A 19,379-nucleotide genomic window follows, 5' to 3' on the forward strand; every position below is an offset into this window, starting at 1 on the left:
GGGTGGGGGCGGGGTAGGCGTGCGACTGGCGCGGCTCGAACGTGGGGACGCTCATGACGGGCTCCTCGGGTGATGATCCGTGTTCGTGGCTCCAGAGTGCGAGCCCGTCGATGAGAGTCAGATGAGAGCCGCCTCGGCCCCGGTCGCGCGGATTGTGCCAGGCTGTGCACGTGCGGCTGCTACCAGGCTCGATGCGGGCTCGCGTGAGCCTCGTCACCGCGGCGGGGGCCGCCTGTGTGCTCGCCATCTGCCTGGCTCTCCTGTACGTCGCACTCGATCGCGAGCTGTGGGACGCCATCGACTCCGGTCTGACGACCCGCGCCGGCGACCTGGCCGTGGCCCTGGAGGTCGGCGACGCCGTCGCGCTGACCGACGACCCGATGGCGCAGCTGTACGGCCCCGACGGCCGCGTGCTCGCCGGCTCCGCCGCGCTCCAGGAGCGGCGGCTGCTCACCCCCGACCAGGTACGCCAGGCCGGGGACGGCGCGCTGGGCACCCGGTCGCTGCCGATCGGGGAGAACGGCGAGCCGATCTCCGCCCGGGTGCTGACCGAGCGCCTCGGATCCGGCGTGCTGGCGGTCGCGGTGTCGGCCGAGCCCGTCCACGCCGCCCGCGACCGCCTGGCACTGGTGCTCTTCATCGCCGCGCCCCTGCTGGTCGGCGCGCTGGCCGTCGGCGCCTGGGCGGTCGTGCGCGCCGCGCTGCGGCCGGTCGACGCCCTGACCCGCGAGGCCGGCATCATCTCGTCGCTGGAGAGCGACAGCAGCCTGCCCGCCGTGCCGGGGGACGACGAGATCGCCCGCCTCGCCCGTACCCTCAACGACATGCTGGCCCGGCTCGGCGTGGCGGCCGAGCGGGAGCGGGCGTTCGTGGACGACGCCAGCCATGAGCTGCGCACCCCGCTCGCGGTGCTCAGGGGCGAGCTGGAGCTGGCGCTGGACGCCATCGGCGACGACCGCGAGGTGGAGCAGTCGCTGCGGGCCGCGCTCGGCGAGGCGGACCGGCTGTCGCGGCTGGCCGACGACCTGCTGCTGCTGGCGCGGGCCCGGGCCGGCGGGCTCGTCGTCCGCACCGAGGCCGTGGACCTGCTCGACCTGGCCGCCGCCGAGGCCCGCCGCCTCGCGCCCGCGCTCGGCCTGCGCATCGAGGCGTCCGGCGAGCCCGTCGTGGTGAACGCCGACCCCGAGCGGCTCCGGCAGGTCCTCGCCAACCTGGCCCGCAACAGCGCGGCGGCCGGGGCGGGCACCGTACGGTTCCGCGTCACCGGCGATCGCGAGTGGGCCACGGTGGAGGTCGCCGACGACGGTCCCGGCTTCCCCGACGGGCTGCTCGACGCCGCGTTCGCCCGCTTCACCAGAGGCGACGACGCCCGCAGCGGCGCGGCGCCCGGTGCGGGACTCGGCCTGTCGATCGTGCGGGAGGTCGTCATCGCGCACGGGGGCCTCGTCTCGGCCCGCAACGGCCCGCCGCTCGGCGGCGCGGTGGTCACCGCCCGCCTGCCGCTGACCTGATACGCCCTCTCATCAGGTTCTCATGTGGGTCGCGGCACGATCGAACCATGCAGACCGATCACCTCCTCGGCCGGACCTGGCGCAGCCGTTGGGAGCGCCATCCGGGAGTCCGCACCGGCAGCCGGCTCACCCTCGGCGAACGGGCGGCCGACCGGACGCGGCTCGTCATGGGGTCGTGGCCGTTCGTCCTCACCTTCCTCGGCATTCTCGTCGTCTGGATCATCGGCAACGGCCGGCACGGCTTCGACCCGTATCCGTACATCCTGCTCAACCTGGTGCTGTCGTGCCTGGCCGGGCTGCAGGCGTCCGTCCTGCTCATCGCGGCCAGGCGCAGCGACCAGGTGGCGTCGGAGCTCGCGATGCACGATTTCCAGACCAACCGGAGCACGGCCGTGGGCATCGATTCGCTGCGGTCCGAGGTCGCCGACCTGGCCACGCAGCTGGCCCGCGTCGAGGCGTTGATGAAGACACGGCTATGAGCTCGCCGCCCACGTGGCGGTCGGCCGCGCCGAGGTGGCAACGCCACCGACTGGCGCATCGTTGCCGAGTCCGTCAGTTCGATCGCGGCCGGTGGCGGTCCGCGGCGCGGGCGTGCGCCTCCTGCAGCAACGCGCGCGCCTGCTCGCCGGGGTTCAGCAAGGAGATCCAGGCCGCGGTGGCGTAGACGGGGTTCGGCAGGATCCGGTCGATGACGGTGTAGTCGAACTCGGCGTGGTGCTCGGGGTGCGACGCGGGCGGGTAGCCGATGAGCCGCTCGAAGGCGGCGCGCCCGACGGCGATGTTCAGGCGGAAGACACCGGGCCTGTCGAGCCGGGAAGCGGTGTCGCTGCCCGGGTAGTCCTTGGTGACGATCGTGGCGAACGGTTGTTGCCGCTTGGGCATCTCGCCGTCCGGGGCGTACCAGATGAACGTGTCTCCCCACGCCACTTCCGGGGCCTCGGTGTCCGGGCCGGCGGTGAAGACGAGGGTTCCGGGCAGGCCGGTGACGAACTCGATGATCTCGCTCTCGGTCATGCCTTGAAGTCTGTCATTGAAGCACCCTGTGAGACTTTTGGAGCTAAAGCCCAGGATGCCACCTGAAAACCCTCAACCCGCGTGCGCGGCCAGCTCCGGGACGGGCACGTAGTCGTGGCGCATGCCGTGATCGCCCAGCCATTGGCGCAGCCCCGCCACCGCCGCCGGGTTCGCCGCCACCTGGGCCGCGTACTCCGACAGGGCCACCTCCTCGCCGTCGTCGAACAGCAGCCGCGCGGGCCCCGACCACGACAGCGTCCACTTGGCCTCGCCGAGCTGGATCAGCACCGCCTCCAGCGCCTGCCCCAGCACCCCGGCGAGCAGCGTCTCCGACGGGTTCCAGCCCAGCTCGCGCAGCCGCTCCTCCAGCTCGGCCTGCCGTCCGCGCGCGATCGCCTCGAAGGCCGCGTCGAGGTACGGCCGCGCCGCCCCCATCACCCGCTGCCCGGCCACCGCCAGGTCGTGCAGGGCCTCGGCGTTGCGGCCCACGTACATGCCGTGCGCCACCAGCTCGTCCCACGGCACCGGCCGCAGCCCGGTCAGCGCCTCCGGCGTCCACATGGACTGCTCGACCGCCTGCACCGCGACGTGCGCGTCACGCAGCAGGGTCAGGGCGGAGCGCGGGTCGGGCACGTGCGGCGGCTCCGGCAGGTGCTCGATCGCGGACAGCCGCTCGGCCAGGCTCGGATGCGAGTCGTACGGCGAGACCTCCTCAGGCTGCTCGCCCAGCCTGGCGATCTCGGCCTGCCGCTCCGGATCGCTCATCATCGCGTGGAATCCGCCGAACACCGAGGCCGGACGGGCCCCGCCCGCGCCCGTCAGCGACAGGTAGTGGTTGACGTACAGGTCCCAGCCCAGCACGGTGGTATGGATCTTGCGCAGGGCGCCCGCCATGGCCTGGCGCCCGCCGATCACGACCGCGAACTCGTCGGCCTCCAGCTCCTGCTTGCGCGAGACGGCCTGCGAGACCCGCAGGTAGAGCTTGGCGTACCAGGAGAACAACCGCTGGACGAACGGATGGTTGGCCAGCCCCTGCACGGTGGCGATGAGCGAGACCCGCCCCCGGTAGATCGGCGCGCCCAGGCGGGTGTGGGCGCCGCTGTAGTGGCCGAGCTCGTGCCCGAGCACCGCCCGCATCTCGTCCACCGTAAGCGTCTGCAGCAGCGGCAGCCCGACGAACATCCGCCGCCGCGTCGCCTTCAACCCCAGCCAGCGCGTGTCCTCCGACACGGCGGCGTTCACCTCGGCGACCAGCCGGATCTCGTCCGGCGGCGCGGTGCGTACCCGCTGGGCCAGGTCCTCGACCGTCTGCCACAACACGGGCTCGTGCTCGCGTCCCACCGGCACGCCCGGTTGCGCGCCGCCCTGGCGGCGGCTCACCATGAGCAGGGCCCGCACGAGCGCGCCCGCCGCCAGGGTGAGCACGATCGCGAACTTGACGATGTTGGCATGGAAGTCGACGATCAGCAGGACGTCGAAGAAGATCGCGGCCGCCAGGATGAGGCCGACCAGGACGTAGAAGCCGGCGAGCAGGGTGAAGGCCAGCACCGCCCGAAACGCTGTGGTCATGGGGGAGGACTCCCAGGGGGATGGGTTCTCGCGAGGCTTGACACTAGCGGAGTCGGGAAACCGGATAAAATCAGTGAGCAGATGTCGTACTACGACCAGCATGACCAGGAGCGTTGGGTTCCGGAACCTCCCGGCAATCCTGAACGAGCCGCGTTCGAACGCGACCGCGCCCGCGTCCTGCACAGCGCCGCACTCCGCAGACTGGCCGCGAAAACGCAGGTCGTCGGCCCTGGCGAGACGCTCGGCGGCGGCCAGCACATCCCGCGCACCCGCCTCACGCACTCGCTCGAATGCGCCCAGGTCGGCAGGGAGATGGGCGCCACTCTCGGGGTCGACCCCGACCTGGTGGAGACCGCCTGCCTGGCCCACGACCTCGGACATCCGCCGTTCGGCCACAACGGCGAGGTCGCGCTCAACGCCCTGGCGGCCTCGTGCGGCGGGTTCGAGGGCAACGCCCAGAGCCTGCGCCTGCTCACCAGGCTCGAGGCCAAGGTCCTCACCGAGGACGGCCGCAGCGCCGGGCTCAACCTGACGCGGGCGGCGCTGGACGCCTCCATCAAATACCCGTGGACCTGCGACAGGTCACCGAAGTTCGGCGTGTACGACGACGACCTGCCGGTCTTCACCTGGATCAGGGAGGGCGCCCCGGAAGGGCGGGTGAGCTTCGAGGCGCAGATCATGGACTGGGCCGACGACGTCGCCTACTCCGTCCACGACCTCGAAGACGCCCTGCACTCCGGCCACGTCACCCCCGAAGCGCTCCAGTCGCCCATCGAGCGCAGCCACGTCTGCGAGATCACCCGCACCTGGTACGCCCCCGGCGCCGACCTCAACGAGCTCGAAGAGGTCTTCGCCAAGCTGATCGCCGACAAACTCTGGCCGCGCCGCTTCGAGGCCACTCTCGCCGACCTGGCCGGGCTCAAAGCCCTCACCAGCGGACTCATCGGCCGCTTCTGCCGCTCCGCCCAGACGGCCACCAAAGAGGTGTACGGCTCCCGCCACCGCGCCGATCTCGTCGTCCCCCGCTCCACCCAGCTGGAGTGCGCCCTGCTCAAAGGCGTCACCGCCCACTACGTGATGACCACCAAGGACCACCACGCCAACCAGGCCAGGCAGCGCGAGCTCATCGCCGAGCTGGCGTCCCTCATCACGCTCGGTGCGCCGGGCACGCTGGAGCCCGCCTTCCGGCCCGCGTACCTCCAGGCCCTCGACGATCCCGCCCGCGTCCGCGTGGTCATCGACCAGATCGCCTCACTGACCGACACCTCGGCCGTCGCCTGGCACCGCAGGCTCTCACGTTGACCTCCTCATCTTGACCAAGGTTTGCCAATGAGGCAGGTCACCTGACACAACCCGCTTTCCCGATCTGCGCGGCGGGCGGATACTGCGGCCATGGCCACATATGTGATCGTCGGTGCCGGGCTGGCCGGGGCCAAAGCCGCGCAGACGCTGCGCGAGGAGGGCTTCGACGGCGAGATCGTGCTGATCGGTGCGGAATCCGAACGGCCCTACGAGAGACCGCCCCTGTCCAAGGACTTCCTCCAGGGCAAGAGCGAACGAGAGAACATCTTCGTGCACGCCCCCGAGTGGTATCCGGACAACGGCGTGGACCTGCGGCTCGGCATTCCGGCCACCCGCATCGAGCTCGATCACCACGTGGTCAGGCTCGGCAACGGGTCGCGCCAGCCGTACGACAAGCTGCTCATCGCCACCGGCGCCGCGCCCAGGCGCCTGCCGGGGCCTGGCCAGTACCTGCGCACGGTCCAGGACAGCGAGGCCCTGAAAGAACGCTTCGCTCAGGTCGAGAGCGTGCTCATCGTCGGCGCGTCCTGGATCGGCTTGGAGACCGCCGCGGCGGCCCGCGCCACCGGCCGCACCGTCACCGTCGTCGAACCCGAGCCCACCGCACTGAACCGGGCACTCGGCCCCGAACTAGGCGACCTGTTCGCCCGCCTGCACGCCCGCAAGGGCGTCGAGCTGCGCTTCGGCACCGCCGCCGCGGAGATCACCGACACCGGCGTACGGCTCAGCTCCGGCGAGCGGCTCACGGCCGACCTCGTCGTGGTCGGCATCGGCGCCGTACCCGAAGTCGGGCTCGCGCGCGACGCCGGGCTCGAGGTCGGGCAGGGCATCCTCACCGACGCCGCCCTGCGGACCTCGCACCCCGACGTGTACGCGGCCGGCGACGTCGCCGAGCCCCTCCATCCCCTGTACGGCCGGCACATCCGTGTCGAGCACTGGGCCAACGCCTTGCACGGCGGCCCCGCCGCCGCCCGCTCCATGCTCGGCCAGGACGTCGCCTACGACGCGATCCCGTACTTCTACACCGACCAGTACGAGCTCGGCATGGAGTTCTCCGGCGACATCGAGGGCTACGACGAGATCGTCTACCGCGGCGACGTCGAGAGCCTCGAGTTCATCGCCTACTGGCTGCGCGACAGCCGGGTGATCGCCGGCATGAACGTCAATGTCTGGGACGTCGTGGACGACATCCAGGAGCTGATCAGATCCCGCGCCATCGTCAACCCTAAGGAGTTGGCGACGGGCCAATCGTGACCACGCCGGGGGTGTCGTCGTCGCCGGTCTGGGGCTCCGGCCGGTCGTCGTTCGCGACCTTCTTCGACGAGCACTGCACGGTGCAGCGCGGCGTCTCGCCGAGCTTGCCGCGCAGTGCCAGCGTCTCCTCACGGGGCGAGAGCGTGCGGTTGCCCGACTGCCAGGCGTCCAGGTAGTCCCACGGCTCGACCATGCCCCTGCGTACCCACCAGAAGGACGGGCCGGTCTTCCATGAGATCGCGAAGTAGAGGTTGGGGCCGGTGTCGCGGGCGTTGCCCGACCTGCCCACCCGCCCGAGCAGCTGACCCGCCGTGACCCGCACGCCCGGCTTGACGCCGTCGGCCACCGAGTCCAGATGACCGCCCAGATACCGGACGCCGTCGTCACCGATGATCGTGACGAACCGGCCCTCCCGATCGGCGCCCGCGTCCGTGGACGGCCGCCACTTGTTCTTCACGTTCACCTCGTCCACGACGCCGCCGATCGGCGCCACGAACGCGCACCCCTGCCCGGCCCAGATCGTCGTCTTCGGCAGCACCAGAAGCTTGCGCTGATACGTCGTCTGGCACCCCTTGACCGGGAACGTGTACGTGTACTTCGACAACTTCGGCGGCGGCACCTTGACCGGGTCCTCGCCCTCCGGCGGCTGCTCGGCCGCCTGGTGCTCGACCGACGGACTGGGCGTCGGAATCGTGGCCGTGACCTGCGGCGTGCCCGTCGCCGGGGCGGTGGAGGGCGACTGGGCGCTCACCCCGGCCAGTCCGGTGGCCTGGGTGCAGGCGCCGGTCAGCAGCAAAGCACCCGCGATGGCCGCCCATCGCCCGACATGCCCCGATCTCATGATCTCCACCCACGTCACCGTTTCCGCCGACAACCTTTACCTTTGTAGCCGACCGGGGACCCCCGCAGAGCCGGTTTCCCTCTTTAGCAACCCAGGGGTGAGGCCATTCTGGCGGCAGGTGCCAGGAACGTCAGTGGGGCGGCATAGACTCACCGGCGTGGCTGGCCGGATCCGTGATGTCGACATCGCGCTCGTACGCGAGCGTTCACCCATCGCCGACGTGATCGGCGAGCACATCCAGTTGCGCAACGCGGGAGGCGGCAACCTCAAGGGCCTGTGCCCCTTCCACGACGAGAAGAGCCCATCCTTCAACGTCACCCCCGAGCGCGGAATGTTCTTCTGTTTCGGTTGCTCGGAAGGCGGCGACGTGATCACGTTCGTCGAGAAGATCGAGCATCTGACGTTCGGTGAGGCGGTCGAGCGGCTGGCGCAGCGGGCCGGGATCCAGCTGCAGTACGAGCAGGGTGGTTACGTTCCGCGGCGGGATCATGGTGAGCGGGCCAGGCTGATCGAGGCGCACAAGGCGGCGGCCGAGTTCTACGCCGGCAAGTTGTTCGGGCCGGACGCGGCGCCCGGGCGGCGGTTCCTGTCGGAGCGGGGGTTCGAGAGGGCCGACGCGGAGACGTTCGGGGTGGGGTATGCGCCGAATGAGTGGGAGGCGTTGACCCGGCATCTGCTGGGGCGCGGGTTCACGGCCGACGAGTTGGTCAAGGGTGGGATCGCCAAGGAGGGACGGCGGGGGCCGATCGATCGGTTCCGCGGGCGACTGATCTGGCCTATCAGGGACGCTACGGGCGATGTGATCGGTTTTGGCGCACGGAAGTTGCTTGATTCCGATGATGGGCCGAAATACCTGAATACGCCTGACACGCCGCTTTACAAGAAGAGCCAGGTGCTTTATGGGATTGACCTGGCGAAACGGGAGATCTCCAAGCGCTCCCAGGCGGTGATCGTCGAGGGCTACACCGATGTGATGGCCTGCCATCTCGCCGGGGTGCCGACGGCGGTGGCGACGTGCGGCACCTCGTTCGGCGCCGAGCACATCAAGATCCTGCGCCGGTTCCTGCTGGACCAGGCCGAGTTCCGCGGCGAGGTGATCTTCACGTTCGACGGTGACGAGGCGGGGCAGAAGGCGGCGCTGCGGGCGTTCGCCGATGAGCAGAAGTTCGTCACGCAGACGTACGTCGCGGTGCAGGCCGACGGGCTCGATCCGTGCGACCTGCGGATCAAGCAGGGCGACGCGGCCGTGCGGGACCTGATCGCCAGCCGGGAGCCGCTGTTCCAGTTCGCGATCAGGAGCACGATCTCCCGTTACGACCTGCGCAGCAACGAGGGCAAGATCGCCGCGCTGGACGCGGCCGCGCCGATCGTGGCCGGGATCAAGGACGTCGGGCTGCGCAAGCGTTATGCGATCGACCTGGACCGGTGGCTCGGGTTCATGGACGAGCGGTTCGTCATGCAGCGCATCGCCGCGGTCTCCGGGGCGCAGCAAGGCCGTCCGCAACGCGCGCCGAGGGCGGCGCCCGTCGATCCGAGCATCCGGGTGGAGGGCGAGCTGCTCAAGCTGGCCGTGCAGCGGCCCGCGCTGCTCGGGCCGCGTTTCGACGCGCTGGAGCCGCAGGCGTTCACGGCGCCTGACCATGTCGCCCTGCACAAGGTCATCGTGGCCGCCGGGGGTGTCGTGGCGGCCGGTTACGGTGGCCGGGAGTGGGTGGACCTGTTGCTGGAGCACGCCCACGAGGAGGGGTCTCGGGGGCTGGTGACGCGGTTCGCGGTGGAGGCGATCCAGGCGGACGCGCACGCGGAGGAGCGCTACGCGGGCGCGATGCTGGCCGCCATCGAGGCGATCGCGGTCGATCGGGCCATCGCTCAGGTGAAGTCGCGGATCCAGCGGCTGAATCCGGTGGAGGAGCAGCAGGAGTACAACAAGCTGTTCGGTGAGTTGGTGGCGTTGGAGCAGCAGCGCCGGGTCCTGCGGGATCGGGCCGCGGGCAGCCAGTGACCTGGTGGGCGACCGGCCTGTGCGGTCGCCCTCGGACGGCTCGTCGGCGGCGACGGCCGCGATCGAGCGGCCTCACCGGGCCCGCGTCCACGGCGTTTCACCGGCGGCGGTTGGTAACAGTTTGGCCGCGATGAAAAGCGGCATACCAGGGTGGTTGACCAGGAAACCTGGCGCGGTCCAACATGCGACAAACGGGATGGACAACGCCGTCCAGGCAGCGAAAGAGTTGCGTCCGGCCGGGGGGTCTTGCCGGGCGCGTGAATCCTGATCGCGTAATTGACTTTACTTTCCTGATCAAACTCATGCCAAACCTTATTTCGATCTCAATTCGGTAAGGACGATCGCCTTACCTTCAGTGCCAAAAATGGGTCTGCCATTTGATGGAACCAATACTGCAGACTGTCTCCCGTGGGTGCATCGGTGCTGCCAAGCAGTCCGCCATCGGTAGATCAGGTGGCGGACCTCGTCGCGAAGGGAAGAGAGCGCGGGAGCGTAACCGTCGATGACGTCGCAGCCGCGCTTGACCGGTCCGAGTTGCCGTCCGACGCGCTGGAACGCGTCGTGCGAATGCTCGCCGAGAACGGCGTGGAGGTCCTCGAGCCCCAGGGCGACGAGGAATCCACCCGCGCCGATGAGGAGGACGTAGGCAAGCGGGCGCCGACCAGCGATCTGGTCCGTATCTACCTACGGGAGATCGGCCGGGTGCCGCTGCTGACCGCCGAGGAGGAGGTGGAGCTCGCCAAGTCGATCGAAGCCGGCCTGTTCGCCGAGGACAAGCTGGCCAACGGGGTCTCGCGTCTGGCCTTCCCGGAGTTCAGGGAGCTCGTCTGGCAGGGCACCCGAGCCAAACAGCGGCTGATCGAGGCCAACCTCAGGCTCGTGGTGTCGATCGCCAAGCGGTACGTGGGCCGCGGCATGTTGTTCCTGGACCTGATCCAGGAGGGCAACCTCGGGCTCATCCGGGCGGTCGAGAAGTTCGACTACACCAAGGGTTACAAGTTCTCCACCTACGCCACCTGGTGGATCCGGCAGGCGATCACCCGGGCCATCGCCGACCAGGCGCGGACGATCCGCATCCCGGTGCACATGGTGGAGACGATCAACAAGCTCGTCAGAGTGCAACGCCAGCTCCACCAGGACCTCGGCCGCGAGCCGATTCCCGAGGAGATCGCCAAGGAGATGGATCTCCCTGTCGATCGTGTGGTGGAGATCCAGCGCATCGCCCAGGAGCCCGTGTCGCTGCAGTCGCCGATCGGTGAGGAGGACTCCGACCTCGGTGACTTCATCGAGGACGCCGACGCTGTCGTGCCCATGGAGGCCGCGGCCTTCATCATGCTGCAGGACCAGCTCGACGACATCCTGGCCACGCTGTCGGACCGCGAGCAGCGCATCATCCAGCTGCGCTTCGGCCTGGCCGACGGGCATCCGCGCACGCTGGAGGAGGTGGGCAGGGAGTTCGGGGTCACGCGGGAGCGCATCCGCCAGATCGAGTCGAAGACCCTCGCCAAGCTCCGCCACCCGACGCGCGCCCAGATGCTGAGGGATTACCTGGACTGAGGCGTCATGCGAAAGAAGCGGGCCGGGAGACACCCCGGCCCGTTCGCACGTTCAGGGGCAGCCCCGTTCAGGAGCAGCCTTCGAACTGCGGGACCGCGGCCGTGCTCAGGTCCAGCCCTGAGGTGCCGAACCACTTGTCCAGCAGTCTCGCCGCGGTCCCGTCCTGGTACATGTCGGTGATCGCCCTGTTGACCGCCTCACACGCGGGCACGTCGCCCTTGCGCATGCCGATCCCGCTGCGCTGCTCGTTGAACTGCGCGTTGTTCAGCTGCAGTCCCGAGGGGTCCTGCTTGGCCAGCCCCGCCAAGATGACGTCGTTGGTGGTGACCGCGTCCACCTCCCTGCCCTTCAGCGCCGCCAGGCACGCGTTGTAGTCGTCGAACGGCACCAGCCGCGCCGCCACCTTCCGCTCCTCCACGACCCGCTGGGCCGCGTTCGACCCCTTGACCTCGCAGATGCTGCGCCCCTTGAGGTCGCGCACGTTGCGGATCGGCTCGCCGCGCCGCGTCAGGATGTCCTGGTAGGAGACGTGGTACGGCCCCGCGAACAGCACCTTGGCCTTGCGTTCCTGGCTGATCGTGTAGGTCGCCACCACCAGGTCGGCCTGCCTGTTGAGCAGCGCCTTCTCCCGATCGGCCGCCAGTACGGGCAGGAGGGTGAAATGCTTGCCGAGCTTGTCGGCGACATAGCGGGCCACGTCCACGTCGAAGCCCTCGAAGGTGTCGTCGGGCTTGCGGAAGCCCACTGATGGCAGGTCGGAGCGCACCGCGATGACGATGTCGTCCTTGTCCATGATCGATTCCTGGCCGTCGCTCGCGCACCCCGCGAGCATCGCCAGGGCCGACAGCAGAATCAGCGCCCGCTTCACCGGTACTCCTTGAGTCGTGGCCACACCCCGGCGATCACCAGCAGTCCGATCACGCCCACCGCGAACGGCTCCAGCCGCCACAGGCTGTCCAGCGTGCTCTCGCCGGTCTTGATGGCACGGTCGAACTCGTCCTGGTGCTGCTGGGTCAGCGCCACCAGCGCCCGGTCATAGACGTCGAACCACTGGGCGACGATGCCGAGTCGCGCGGTGACCGCCTCGTTGGTCCGCCCGGCGATGGCGAAGTCGCGGAAGGCCAGGTCGGCGTTCTGGAAGTTGCTGTACGCCCGCATCGCCTCCGTGCCGCGCCGGCCGGCCAGCTCGGGTCCCAGCAGGCCGAGGTAGCCCTCCGACCCCCTGATCACCTTGTCTTGGTAGGTGCCCAGGTTGCCGGCCGGGAGATACATGAGTGACAGCGACTTGTCGAGGAAGATGTGCTCGTAGGTGTCTGCCCGTTCCTTGTCCAGCAGGTAGCGACTCTGGTCGCCCTGCATGCTGTAGCTGATCGCACGCGCCCTGACCAGCGTCAGCACCGGATCGAAGCCGGCCGACTTGGCCTGCCGCAACGCCTCCTGGTCCTTGCCGAGCACGCTGACCCCGAAGATCATGGCCACCGCGGTCGCCACCGTGGCCGCCATCAGCGCCGGCCCGAACACCCGCCGGAAGCGCGTGGCCAGGAAGATCTGCAACCACAGCAGACAGACGAGCGCGATCAGCCCCGCCACCACCGCCGCCCCACGCAGGAGAGGCACCATGACGTTCTTGTCGTCGTAGGTGCGGCGCACGATCGTGCCGTTCTCCAGGGTCAGGTTGTACGCCTGCGGCAGCAGCTCCAGGCGCATCAGATCGGTGGCCTGGCGGTAGATCTCCACCACCTCGTCGGGCGGTGGCCCCGGCGCGTGGTCGGCCCGCTTGTCGAGCAGCAGTGCCTGCCCGGTCAGCCGCTCGTACTCGCCGAGCCCATCGAGCACCGACTGCACGGTGCGCCGCTCGGACGGGCTGTCGCCCGACAGCTCGAACGCCTTCAGCAGCGCCTGATTGGCCTCCGAACGGCGCTGATCGTAGCGGGCGAGGGCCCGCCCGCGCTCCAGCGCGTACCCGTTGCCCATCATCAGCGCGTTGGCGACCTGCGCGTCCATGTCGCTCAGCGCCAGGTAGAGCCCGGCGGTGGCGACCACCTGGGGGCCGGCGTCGTGGCCGACGACCTGCAGGCCGTCGCGGGCGGTGGTGCTGCCGACGGCGAGCGCCGCGAACAGCAGCGCCAGGGAGGCGACGGTGACGCCGGAGATGATCCGGATCCTGCCGGGCACGCTCTGGCGGCGTGGTTGCGGCGGAGCACCCCGGGTCTGCACGATGGTCACGGCGTGCCCTCCCTGATCGTGATGACGGTCCACGCCCCCAGGTGGATCCGGTCCCCAGGGGCGATCCTGACGGGCACGTTGATCTTGAGCGGCTTGCCGTTCACCTGAGTGCCGTTGGACGATCCGGGGTCGACCAGCGTCCACGAGCCGTCCGGCTGGGCCAGCAGCACGGCGTGCAGGTGGGAGACGCCCGGGTCCTCGGGCGGCCCGGTCAGGTCGATCTCGGGGTCCAGGTTCCTGGCCCGGCTGCGCCGCCCGACGCGCACCTGCTCGCCGTACAGGCCGAACGAGCGCTCGGGGCAGTACGGCGGGAACGCCACCGCGTCGGCGTCGGGACCGCCCTCGGCGATGACCTTCTCGTAGTAGGAGCGGTCGGCGGCGGTCACGGCCTCCCACCTGGCCCCGCCGCCGGTCGGCGGGATCGGGACGGCGGCGGCGCTGCCGCTGTAGTCGTGTCCGCACACCTCGCAGAACTGCCCGGCACGCGGCGTCTGGCAGATGGGGCAGCCCTCGACGGCGGCGGCGGACGTCGCGGCGGGGGCCGGGGGAGCGTCCGCCATCTGGGCACCGCACATGTCGCAGTAGTCGTCGGCGCCGGACGCATGCCCCTGCGGGCAGGTCGCCATCAGATTCCTTCCTTGCGTAGCCGGCTGGTGCGGACCGAACCGGTGTCGAGCTCGATCTCGTCGGCCTTGTCGACGTGCCTGCGCAGCCGGGCCGTGCCGGTGGCGGGATCGACCTCGACCACCTTCTCCAGCAGCCGCGCGGTGTCCTCGCGGCCCGACTCGGCGGCCAGCTCCCTGGCCTTGGCCAGCCGGGCGGTCGCGGTGTCGACGTCGCCCATCGCCCTGGCGCTCAGCCCGTCCTGGATCAGGTCGTGCAGCTCGGCCTGGCCGGTGTAGTGGGCGACCTTCCCGTTGATCCGGGTGGACTGCGCCAGGTCGTCGGTCCACTGGGCCAGCACGTTGCCGCTGGCCACGACGTCTCCGGTGTCGGGGCGTACGAGCTTGACCCACCCCGCCCTGATCTCCTGCCCGATCTGCCCGGGCGGCACCTCGACGCACACGTGGTATTCGCGCTCCTCGGTCCCCCAGGACCCGGTCGGGTAGTCGCCGGTCAGCGGGTTGACGTCGGTACGCTTGCCGGTCAGGTCCAGCAGCACGGGGGAGACCTGCTTGACGAACTTCAGCCGGGCCATCTGCGGCACCCAGAGCCGCAGCGACAGCTCGGCCACGGTCTTGCTCATCGACGTCTGCGTGAGTCGGCGGAAATAATCCGACAAATCGCCCTGGTTGCGGACGAAGTCAAACGTGCCGAGCATGGCCTCGGCCACCTTCCGCAACTCGGCCGGCACCCAGTCGTCGCCGACCCCGAGGCAGTCGACCACGAACCTGCCGCTCCAACCCGCCAGTACGGAGCTGAAGACCTCGTTGCTCTCGTTGTTCTGACCGTCGGTCATCAGCAGCGCGTGCTTGATGGCCGACGGGTGCGCGGACAGTATGTGCCCGGCCAGGTTCAGCCATTCGCCTATGGCGGTGCCGCCGTGGGCGAGCAGCCGGCCGATCGCCCGCTCGGCCTCCGCCTTGGTGGCGCCGGTGGCCTTGGCCATGCGCGGACTGCCGCCCGGGTAGACCATCCTGGCCTGTTCGGTCCCGGCGATCACCGCGAACAGCACGCCGTCGCGCAGCGTCCGGACCGCCGTGGCGGCCGCCTGGCGGGCCTCACGGATCTTGGCGCCGCTCATCGAGCCCGACGTGTCCACGATGATCACCTCGGCCGCCTCGGAGGGCAGGACCTGTGTGGTGACACCGCCCGTGGAGCCGATGCTGAGGATGGCGTGCACCTCGCGGCCGTCGAGGGGGAGGTACTTGTTCTGGTCGATGTGCAACGTGAAAGCGGGCTGATCACTCACGGGCATCTCCTAAGGGGATCAAGGCGATCGTCACGTTGTCCTGGCCGCCGGAGTCCAGCGCGTGCCGCAGCATCTCTCTGGCCCTCTCGAGCGGGGTGCCGATGCCGGGGAAGGCGTATCCGTCCAGGTAGCGCCACAGGCCGTCGCTGCAGACGAGCAGCAGCCCCGGCGCGGGCGGGGTGAAGGTCCGTACGTTGAGCACGACGCCCTCGGCGTCGGCGCCGAGCCAGGCGGTGATCTCGCCGGTCTCGATCGCGTCGTCCTCGGTCAGCAAGCCGTTGCGTTCGATGGCCGAGCTGGGCCCGCTGTCCGGCGATGGATGTCCTCGCTCCGCCGCCAGCCAGTAGGCACGCGTGTCACCGGCCCAGCCGAGGGTGATCCGGTCCCGCTCGACCACGGCGGCGATGTACGTACAGGCGGGGGCGTCGTACACGGAGGTCGCCAGTTTGGACACCGCCCGGCCGGCCAGGTCGAACGCCTCCTCCTGCGACAACCCCCTGGCCAGAGCCGCGGCAGCGGTCTCGACCGCCACCGCGGACGCCTCGTCGGCCCGCGGCGAGCTGCCCACGCCGTCGCACACCACGGCCACGACCGTGTCGCCGGACGTCAGCAGCGCCATCGCGTCCTCGTTGCGGCTGCGGCGCAGCCCTCGGTCCGTCACTGCCGCCGCGCCGTTGTCCAGCACGCTCTCGGCGTGGTCCCGGCCGGTGGGCTGGCGCAGCCCGCACCGCTCGCAGTAGCCCTCCGCGTCCACGGCGGCCGCCCCGCAAGACGCGCACGCGGGAGCGCCCAGCGGGTGACCGCAGGCCTCGCAGTAGGTGTCGCCCGCGAGCACCGGAGCTTCGCAGACGGGGCAGGAGGCGGCCCTCGCGTCACCGGTCACAACCACGTCCTCGGTCGCACGGCGTTCGCCTGATCGATGAGGGCGTAGCGTTCCTGCCGGGAGCTCGCCACGACGGCCAGCCTGCGGTAGATGGACTCCAGCTGCCGGCGCAGCCCGGGCTCGGTGAACCGCGCCCCGGCCAGCTCCAGGTCCCGCGGCGGCGCGTTCGTCTCCAGCCAGGCCAGCCCGCCGTGCAGCAGCTCGGCGGTGAGCAGGTCGCGGCGGCGGGAGTCAAGGTCGGACAGGCTCGCCAGCCGACCCGCCGCGGTCACCAGATCGCCTGGGGCCATCGTGCTCGGGTCGGGGCGGCGCACCGCGGAGGCGGCCAGCGCCATCTGCGCCGCCATCCGGTGGCTCGACGTGGCCGGCACCTCGTCGAGCACGGCCATCCTGCCGGTCCTGGCCAGCCCGAAGGCCGCGCTCACACAGCCGTGGTCGGTGCGCCAGACGATCTCGTACCAGGAGGCCGCGGCCGGTTGTCCCGCGCACTCCAGCGCGAACGCCAGCGCCAGCTTGGGCGGCAGTTCGCCCGGCAACATCGACACGCACGCGTCGAACATCGACGCGGCCGATTCGACCTGCCCGGTGGCCAGCGCCAGCACGCCGCGGTACCAGGTGACCCGCCAGTCGCCGGGCAGCCCGGCGGCCAGCTCGTTCAGCGCGATGGGTGTCTCCGGCGCGCCGCCCTCGGCCAGCAGCCTGGCCCGCATCAGCCTGGTCTCGGGGGTCGGCGGCATCGCGGCGAGCTGGTCCAGCAGCTCCTGGCCGTCCCGGCCGAGCAGCCCGGCCAGCGCGCCCGCGGCCGGGTCGGCCGGGTCGACCAGCGGCACCGGCAGCCGCCCCGCGACCTCCGCGGGGTCGAGCGGCTGCAGCACCCGGCCGTCCTCCTCCGACAGCGCCGTCCCCACCGCGCCCCGATCGGGCCCGAACAACGTCGACAGACTCGGGTACGGCACCCCCTCCTCTTCGGCGCAGATCTCGCGCAGCACCCCGAGGAGCTGCTCCTCCATCTCCCACGCGCTCTGGAACCTGTCGGCCGGATGGGCGGCGGTGGCCCTGCGCAGCAGCCGGGTGAACGACGGATGCCCGCAGTCCTGCGGCAGCGGGGCGGCATTGCCGCTCACGACCGGGCTGAACCCCGGGATCGTCAGCACGGCCAGCGTCCTGGCCACGGTGTAGAGGTCGGAGGTCACCGACGCCGCGTGGGTTTCCAGCTCGGGGGCGTGATAGCCGCGCGTGGCCCATGACGTGCCCGGCGGCGAGCCGAGGGGCTGCACCGCGCCCAGGTCGATGAGTTTGAGCCCTTTGCCGACTCTGATCACGTTGGCCGGTTTGAGGTCGCAGTAGACCAGGCCGGCCTCGTGTAGGTAGCCGAACGCCTGCAGGATCTCCCGCCCGTAGATCAGGGCTTCGCGCAGCGGCAGCGGGCCCTGGCGGCGCAGCTCGTGCAGGGACTGGCCGCCGACGTACTCCATGACGATGTAGCCGAGCCCGGCCGACCGCTGGAAATTGAAGACCTTGACGATGTTGGGATGGTCGACGGTGGTGAGGACCTTCCGCTCGGCCTCCGCCGCCGCCAGCGCCTCGGCGTCGTTGGTGTTGAGCAGGCCCTTGAGCACCACCCACCGGCCGTCGAGGTTCTCGTCGGCGGCCAGGTAGATCCAGCCGAGCCCGCCGTGCGCCAGGCAGCCCAGCACTCGGTACTGGGCCGCCACCAGGTCGTCCTTGTCCAGTTTCGGGGTGAAGGAGAACGAGGTGCGGCAGTGGGGGCAGAACCCGTCCGTCAGCCCGGGCCGGCCCTCCCTGGAGCGGCCGACGGGCTTGCCACAGTCGGGGTTGGCGCAGAAGCGCTTTTCCTCAGGCACCTCGGGGTTGGTCATCGCGGCCGTGGCCGGGTCGCGGTAGGGCACCGACGGCAGGTCGGCGATGGTCGCGAGCACGCCTGCCCTCGACCTGCCGCTGCTCGTCGGCCCGCTCGTCGGCCTGCTCACCGGGCTCGTGTGCGGCGACGAAGGGTGGGTCGGCGTCGTGATGGGAGGCGGTGGAGAGCCTTCCGCATGGCCGCACAGGTCGCAGTAGCCGTCTTCGATCGTGCCCGTGCAGCCTGGCTGCGCGCAGCGGCTCATGGTTTCCCTCCGTGGATCGCGCGCTGGTAGTCCTCGACGGCCGCCGCCGCCTTCGTCAGATCGCACGGGGCGCTCCACAACAACGCGCGCGCCCGTGCGAACAGACCGGAGGCGGCCGGGTCCTCCGCCATGCCCTTGCGTACCGCCATCACCTGGCAGGCGCCGAGCCGGCCGCGTAACTCGTCCCGCCTGCCGACCAGCCCGTACAGGGCCTTCGCCGTGGCCTGCGCCTGCTCGGCCGCCCCGCGGACGTCGCTCTCCAGCTCCGCCAGCCGCTTGGCACGCAGCACCCAGCTGTCGGCCGAGACGTCGAGCGCGTCCAGCGCGCCGGTCAGGGCGTCCACCTTGCTCCTGGGCTGCGCCTGCGGCGGCAGCGCGATCTTGACGACGACCGCGCCGTGGGCCAGCCTGGCCTCGCTCTCGGCCGCGCGTACCCGGTCCAGCGCGGCCACCAGGTCCTCGCGGCGCCTGGCGTACTCCTGCTTGACGACGATCGCCAGCTCCAGCTCGGCCAGCGAGGCGGCCAGGAGCCCGGTGAGCCGCTCGAGGCCGGGCTCGACGGCCGCGCCGAGCGGGTCCTCGACCACGGCGGCGCGCATCCGTGTCAGCTCGGCCTCGAGCGTGGCCAGGCCGGCGGCGCTCTCGCCGAGGTCGTGCTCCAGCTCGCGGATGCGCCGCAGCCCGGCGTCTGCGGTGTCGAGGCGGGGCAGCAGCGTGTTCCACTGGGCGTCGATGTCGTTGAGCGCGAAGGTGACCTCCTGGAACGCGGCGTCCATCCGCGTCACGGTCTCGTCGAGGGTGAACCGCTCGTCCGCCTGCGGGAGCAGCGAGCGCTGCTCGACGGGCTTGGCGGCGGCACGCAGCACCACCGACGCGCCCGCGAGCAGCTCCGTCAGCTCGGCCAGCTGCTCGGCGCTCAGCTTGCCCCGTGCGGCCCTGATCTGCTCGGCGTCACGCAGCACCGCGCGGTAGGCGTCGTTCAGCCCCCACAGGCGGGCCAGCGACTCCTGCGCCGCTGCCCAGCGGCGTTCGGTCGTGCCGCGTAAGGAGGCCCCCTTGAGTAACTGGTAGGTGGTATGGGATTCGAGATCGAGCAGGTCGCCGGAGATGCGGTCGCGTTCGTCGGCCCGAGCGCGCAGTGCGTGCTCGACGCCCTCCCTGCTCATAGGTGGTCCCAGGCTC

Annotated in this window: 16 protein-coding genes; 6 read left to right on the plus strand and 10 right to left on the minus strand. The window is 70.6% G+C overall.

All coding sequences use genetic code 11. The annotated features are described in order from the left end of the window. Window positions 1–170: 170 nt before the first annotated feature. Both ETD86_RS34000 and ETD86_RS34005 read left to right on the plus strand, forming a co-directional pair. Complete coding sequence (locus ETD86_RS34000) at window positions 171–1,511, plus strand: sensor histidine kinase (protein ID WP_211370494.1); 1,341 nt, start codon at window positions 171–173, stop codon at window positions 1,509–1,511. Between the two features lie 47 nt (window positions 1,512–1,558). Continuing rightward, entirely contained in the window at window positions 1,559–1,990 is a 432-nt protein-coding gene (locus ETD86_RS34005; RefSeq protein ID WP_138670745.1) for a DUF1003 domain-containing protein, read from the plus strand. 73 nt (window positions 1,991–2,063) lie between these two features. On the opposite strand, the gene ETD86_RS34010 is transcribed toward ETD86_RS34005, so the two are convergent. Continuing rightward, window positions 2,064–2,525, minus strand: a complete 462-nt coding sequence (locus ETD86_RS34010; RefSeq protein WP_138670746.1) for a DUF6194 family protein — start codon at window positions 2,523–2,525, stop codon at window positions 2,064–2,066. Between the two features lie 72 nt (window positions 2,526–2,597). After that, window positions 2,598–4,094: a M48 family metallopeptidase gene (locus ETD86_RS34015; protein ID WP_170223415.1), complete on the minus strand. Its 1,497-nt coding sequence runs from the start codon at window positions 4,092–4,094 to the stop codon at window positions 2,598–2,600. Window positions 4,095–4,175: 81 nt separating this feature from the next. Here ETD86_RS34015 and ETD86_RS34020 point away from each other — a divergent pair, with 81 nt between their 5' ends. Beyond that, window positions 4,176–5,396 (plus strand): deoxyguanosinetriphosphate triphosphohydrolase, encoded by a 1,221-nt coding sequence (locus tag ETD86_RS34020; RefSeq protein ID WP_138670748.1) that lies wholly within the window; start codon window positions 4,176–4,178, stop codon window positions 5,394–5,396. Between the two features lie 90 nt (window positions 5,397–5,486). Continuing rightward, window positions 5,487–6,650, plus strand: coding sequence for an NAD(P)/FAD-dependent oxidoreductase (locus tag ETD86_RS34025; RefSeq protein ID WP_170223416.1), 1,164 nt, complete (start codon window positions 5,487–5,489; stop codon window positions 6,648–6,650). On the opposite strand, the gene ETD86_RS34030 is transcribed toward ETD86_RS34025, so the two are convergent. Continuing rightward, window positions 6,622–7,491: a M23 family metallopeptidase gene (locus ETD86_RS34030; RefSeq protein ID WP_170223417.1), complete on the minus strand. Its 870-nt coding sequence runs from the start codon at window positions 7,489–7,491 to the stop codon at window positions 6,622–6,624. The two genes, ETD86_RS34025 and ETD86_RS34030, sit on opposite strands and share 29 nt — an antisense overlap. Window positions 7,492–7,648: 157 nt before the next feature. Between ETD86_RS34030 and dnaG the strand changes: the two genes are divergently transcribed. Together dnaG and rpoD are read left to right on the plus strand one after the other, a co-directional pair. Then, on the plus strand, window positions 7,649–9,493 hold the full coding sequence (gene dnaG / locus ETD86_RS34035; protein ID WP_138670750.1) for a DNA primase: 1,845 nt from the start codon (window positions 7,649–7,651) through the stop codon (window positions 9,491–9,493). A gap of 453 nt (window positions 9,494–9,946) precedes the next feature. Then, the gene (gene rpoD, locus ETD86_RS34040; RefSeq protein ID WP_241563834.1) at window positions 9,947–11,050 is read left to right on the plus strand and encodes an RNA polymerase sigma factor RpoD; all 1,104 of its coding nucleotides are present in this window, start codon (window positions 9,947–9,949) and stop codon (window positions 11,048–11,050) included. A gap of 67 nt (window positions 11,051–11,117) precedes the next feature. Here rpoD and ETD86_RS34045 read toward each other — a convergent pair whose 3' ends face one another. Genes ETD86_RS34045 through ETD86_RS34075 form a run of 7 tightly spaced genes read right to left on the minus strand, consistent with a single transcriptional unit; the run spans window position 11,118 to window position 19,363 of the window. Next, window positions 11,118–11,918, minus strand: coding sequence for a transporter substrate-binding domain-containing protein (locus ETD86_RS34045; RefSeq protein ID WP_138670752.1), 801 nt, complete (start codon window positions 11,916–11,918; stop codon window positions 11,118–11,120). Next, complete coding sequence (locus ETD86_RS34050; RefSeq protein WP_138670753.1) at window positions 11,915–13,276, minus strand: hypothetical protein; 1,362 nt, start codon at window positions 13,274–13,276, stop codon at window positions 11,915–11,917. Before ETD86_RS34050 ends, ETD86_RS34045 begins: the two co-directional genes overlap by 4 nt. Beyond that, window positions 13,273–13,902, minus strand: coding sequence for an FHA domain-containing protein (locus ETD86_RS34055; RefSeq protein WP_138670754.1), 630 nt, complete (start codon window positions 13,900–13,902; stop codon window positions 13,273–13,275). The genes ETD86_RS34050 and ETD86_RS34055 overlap by 4 nt, the downstream gene beginning before the upstream one ends. Beyond that, a complete protein-coding gene (locus ETD86_RS34060; protein ID WP_138670755.1) occupies window positions 13,902–15,188 on the minus strand; it encodes a vWA domain-containing protein in 1,287 nt (428 codons plus the stop codon). Before ETD86_RS34060 ends, ETD86_RS34055 begins: the two co-directional genes overlap by 1 nt. Next, window positions 15,181–16,071, minus strand: a complete 891-nt coding sequence (locus ETD86_RS34065) for a PP2C family protein-serine/threonine phosphatase (RefSeq protein WP_138670756.1) — start codon at window positions 16,069–16,071, stop codon at window positions 15,181–15,183. Before ETD86_RS34065 ends, ETD86_RS34060 begins: the two co-directional genes overlap by 8 nt. Further along, entirely contained in the window at window positions 16,068–18,197 is a 2,130-nt protein-coding gene (locus ETD86_RS34070) for a serine/threonine-protein kinase (protein WP_138670757.1), read from the minus strand. Before ETD86_RS34070 ends, ETD86_RS34065 begins: the two co-directional genes overlap by 4 nt. Then, window positions 18,194–19,363: a coiled-coil domain-containing protein gene (locus ETD86_RS34075; protein WP_138670758.1), complete on the minus strand. Its 1,170-nt coding sequence runs from the start codon at window positions 19,361–19,363 to the stop codon at window positions 18,194–18,196. Before ETD86_RS34075 ends, ETD86_RS34070 begins: the two co-directional genes overlap by 4 nt. Window positions 19,364–19,379 lie beyond the last annotated feature (16 nt).

The sequence above is a fragment of the Nonomuraea turkmeniaca genome, from assembly GCF_005889735.1.
Classification (GTDB): domain Bacteria; phylum Actinomycetota; class Actinomycetes; order Streptosporangiales; family Streptosporangiaceae; genus Nonomuraea; species Nonomuraea turkmeniaca.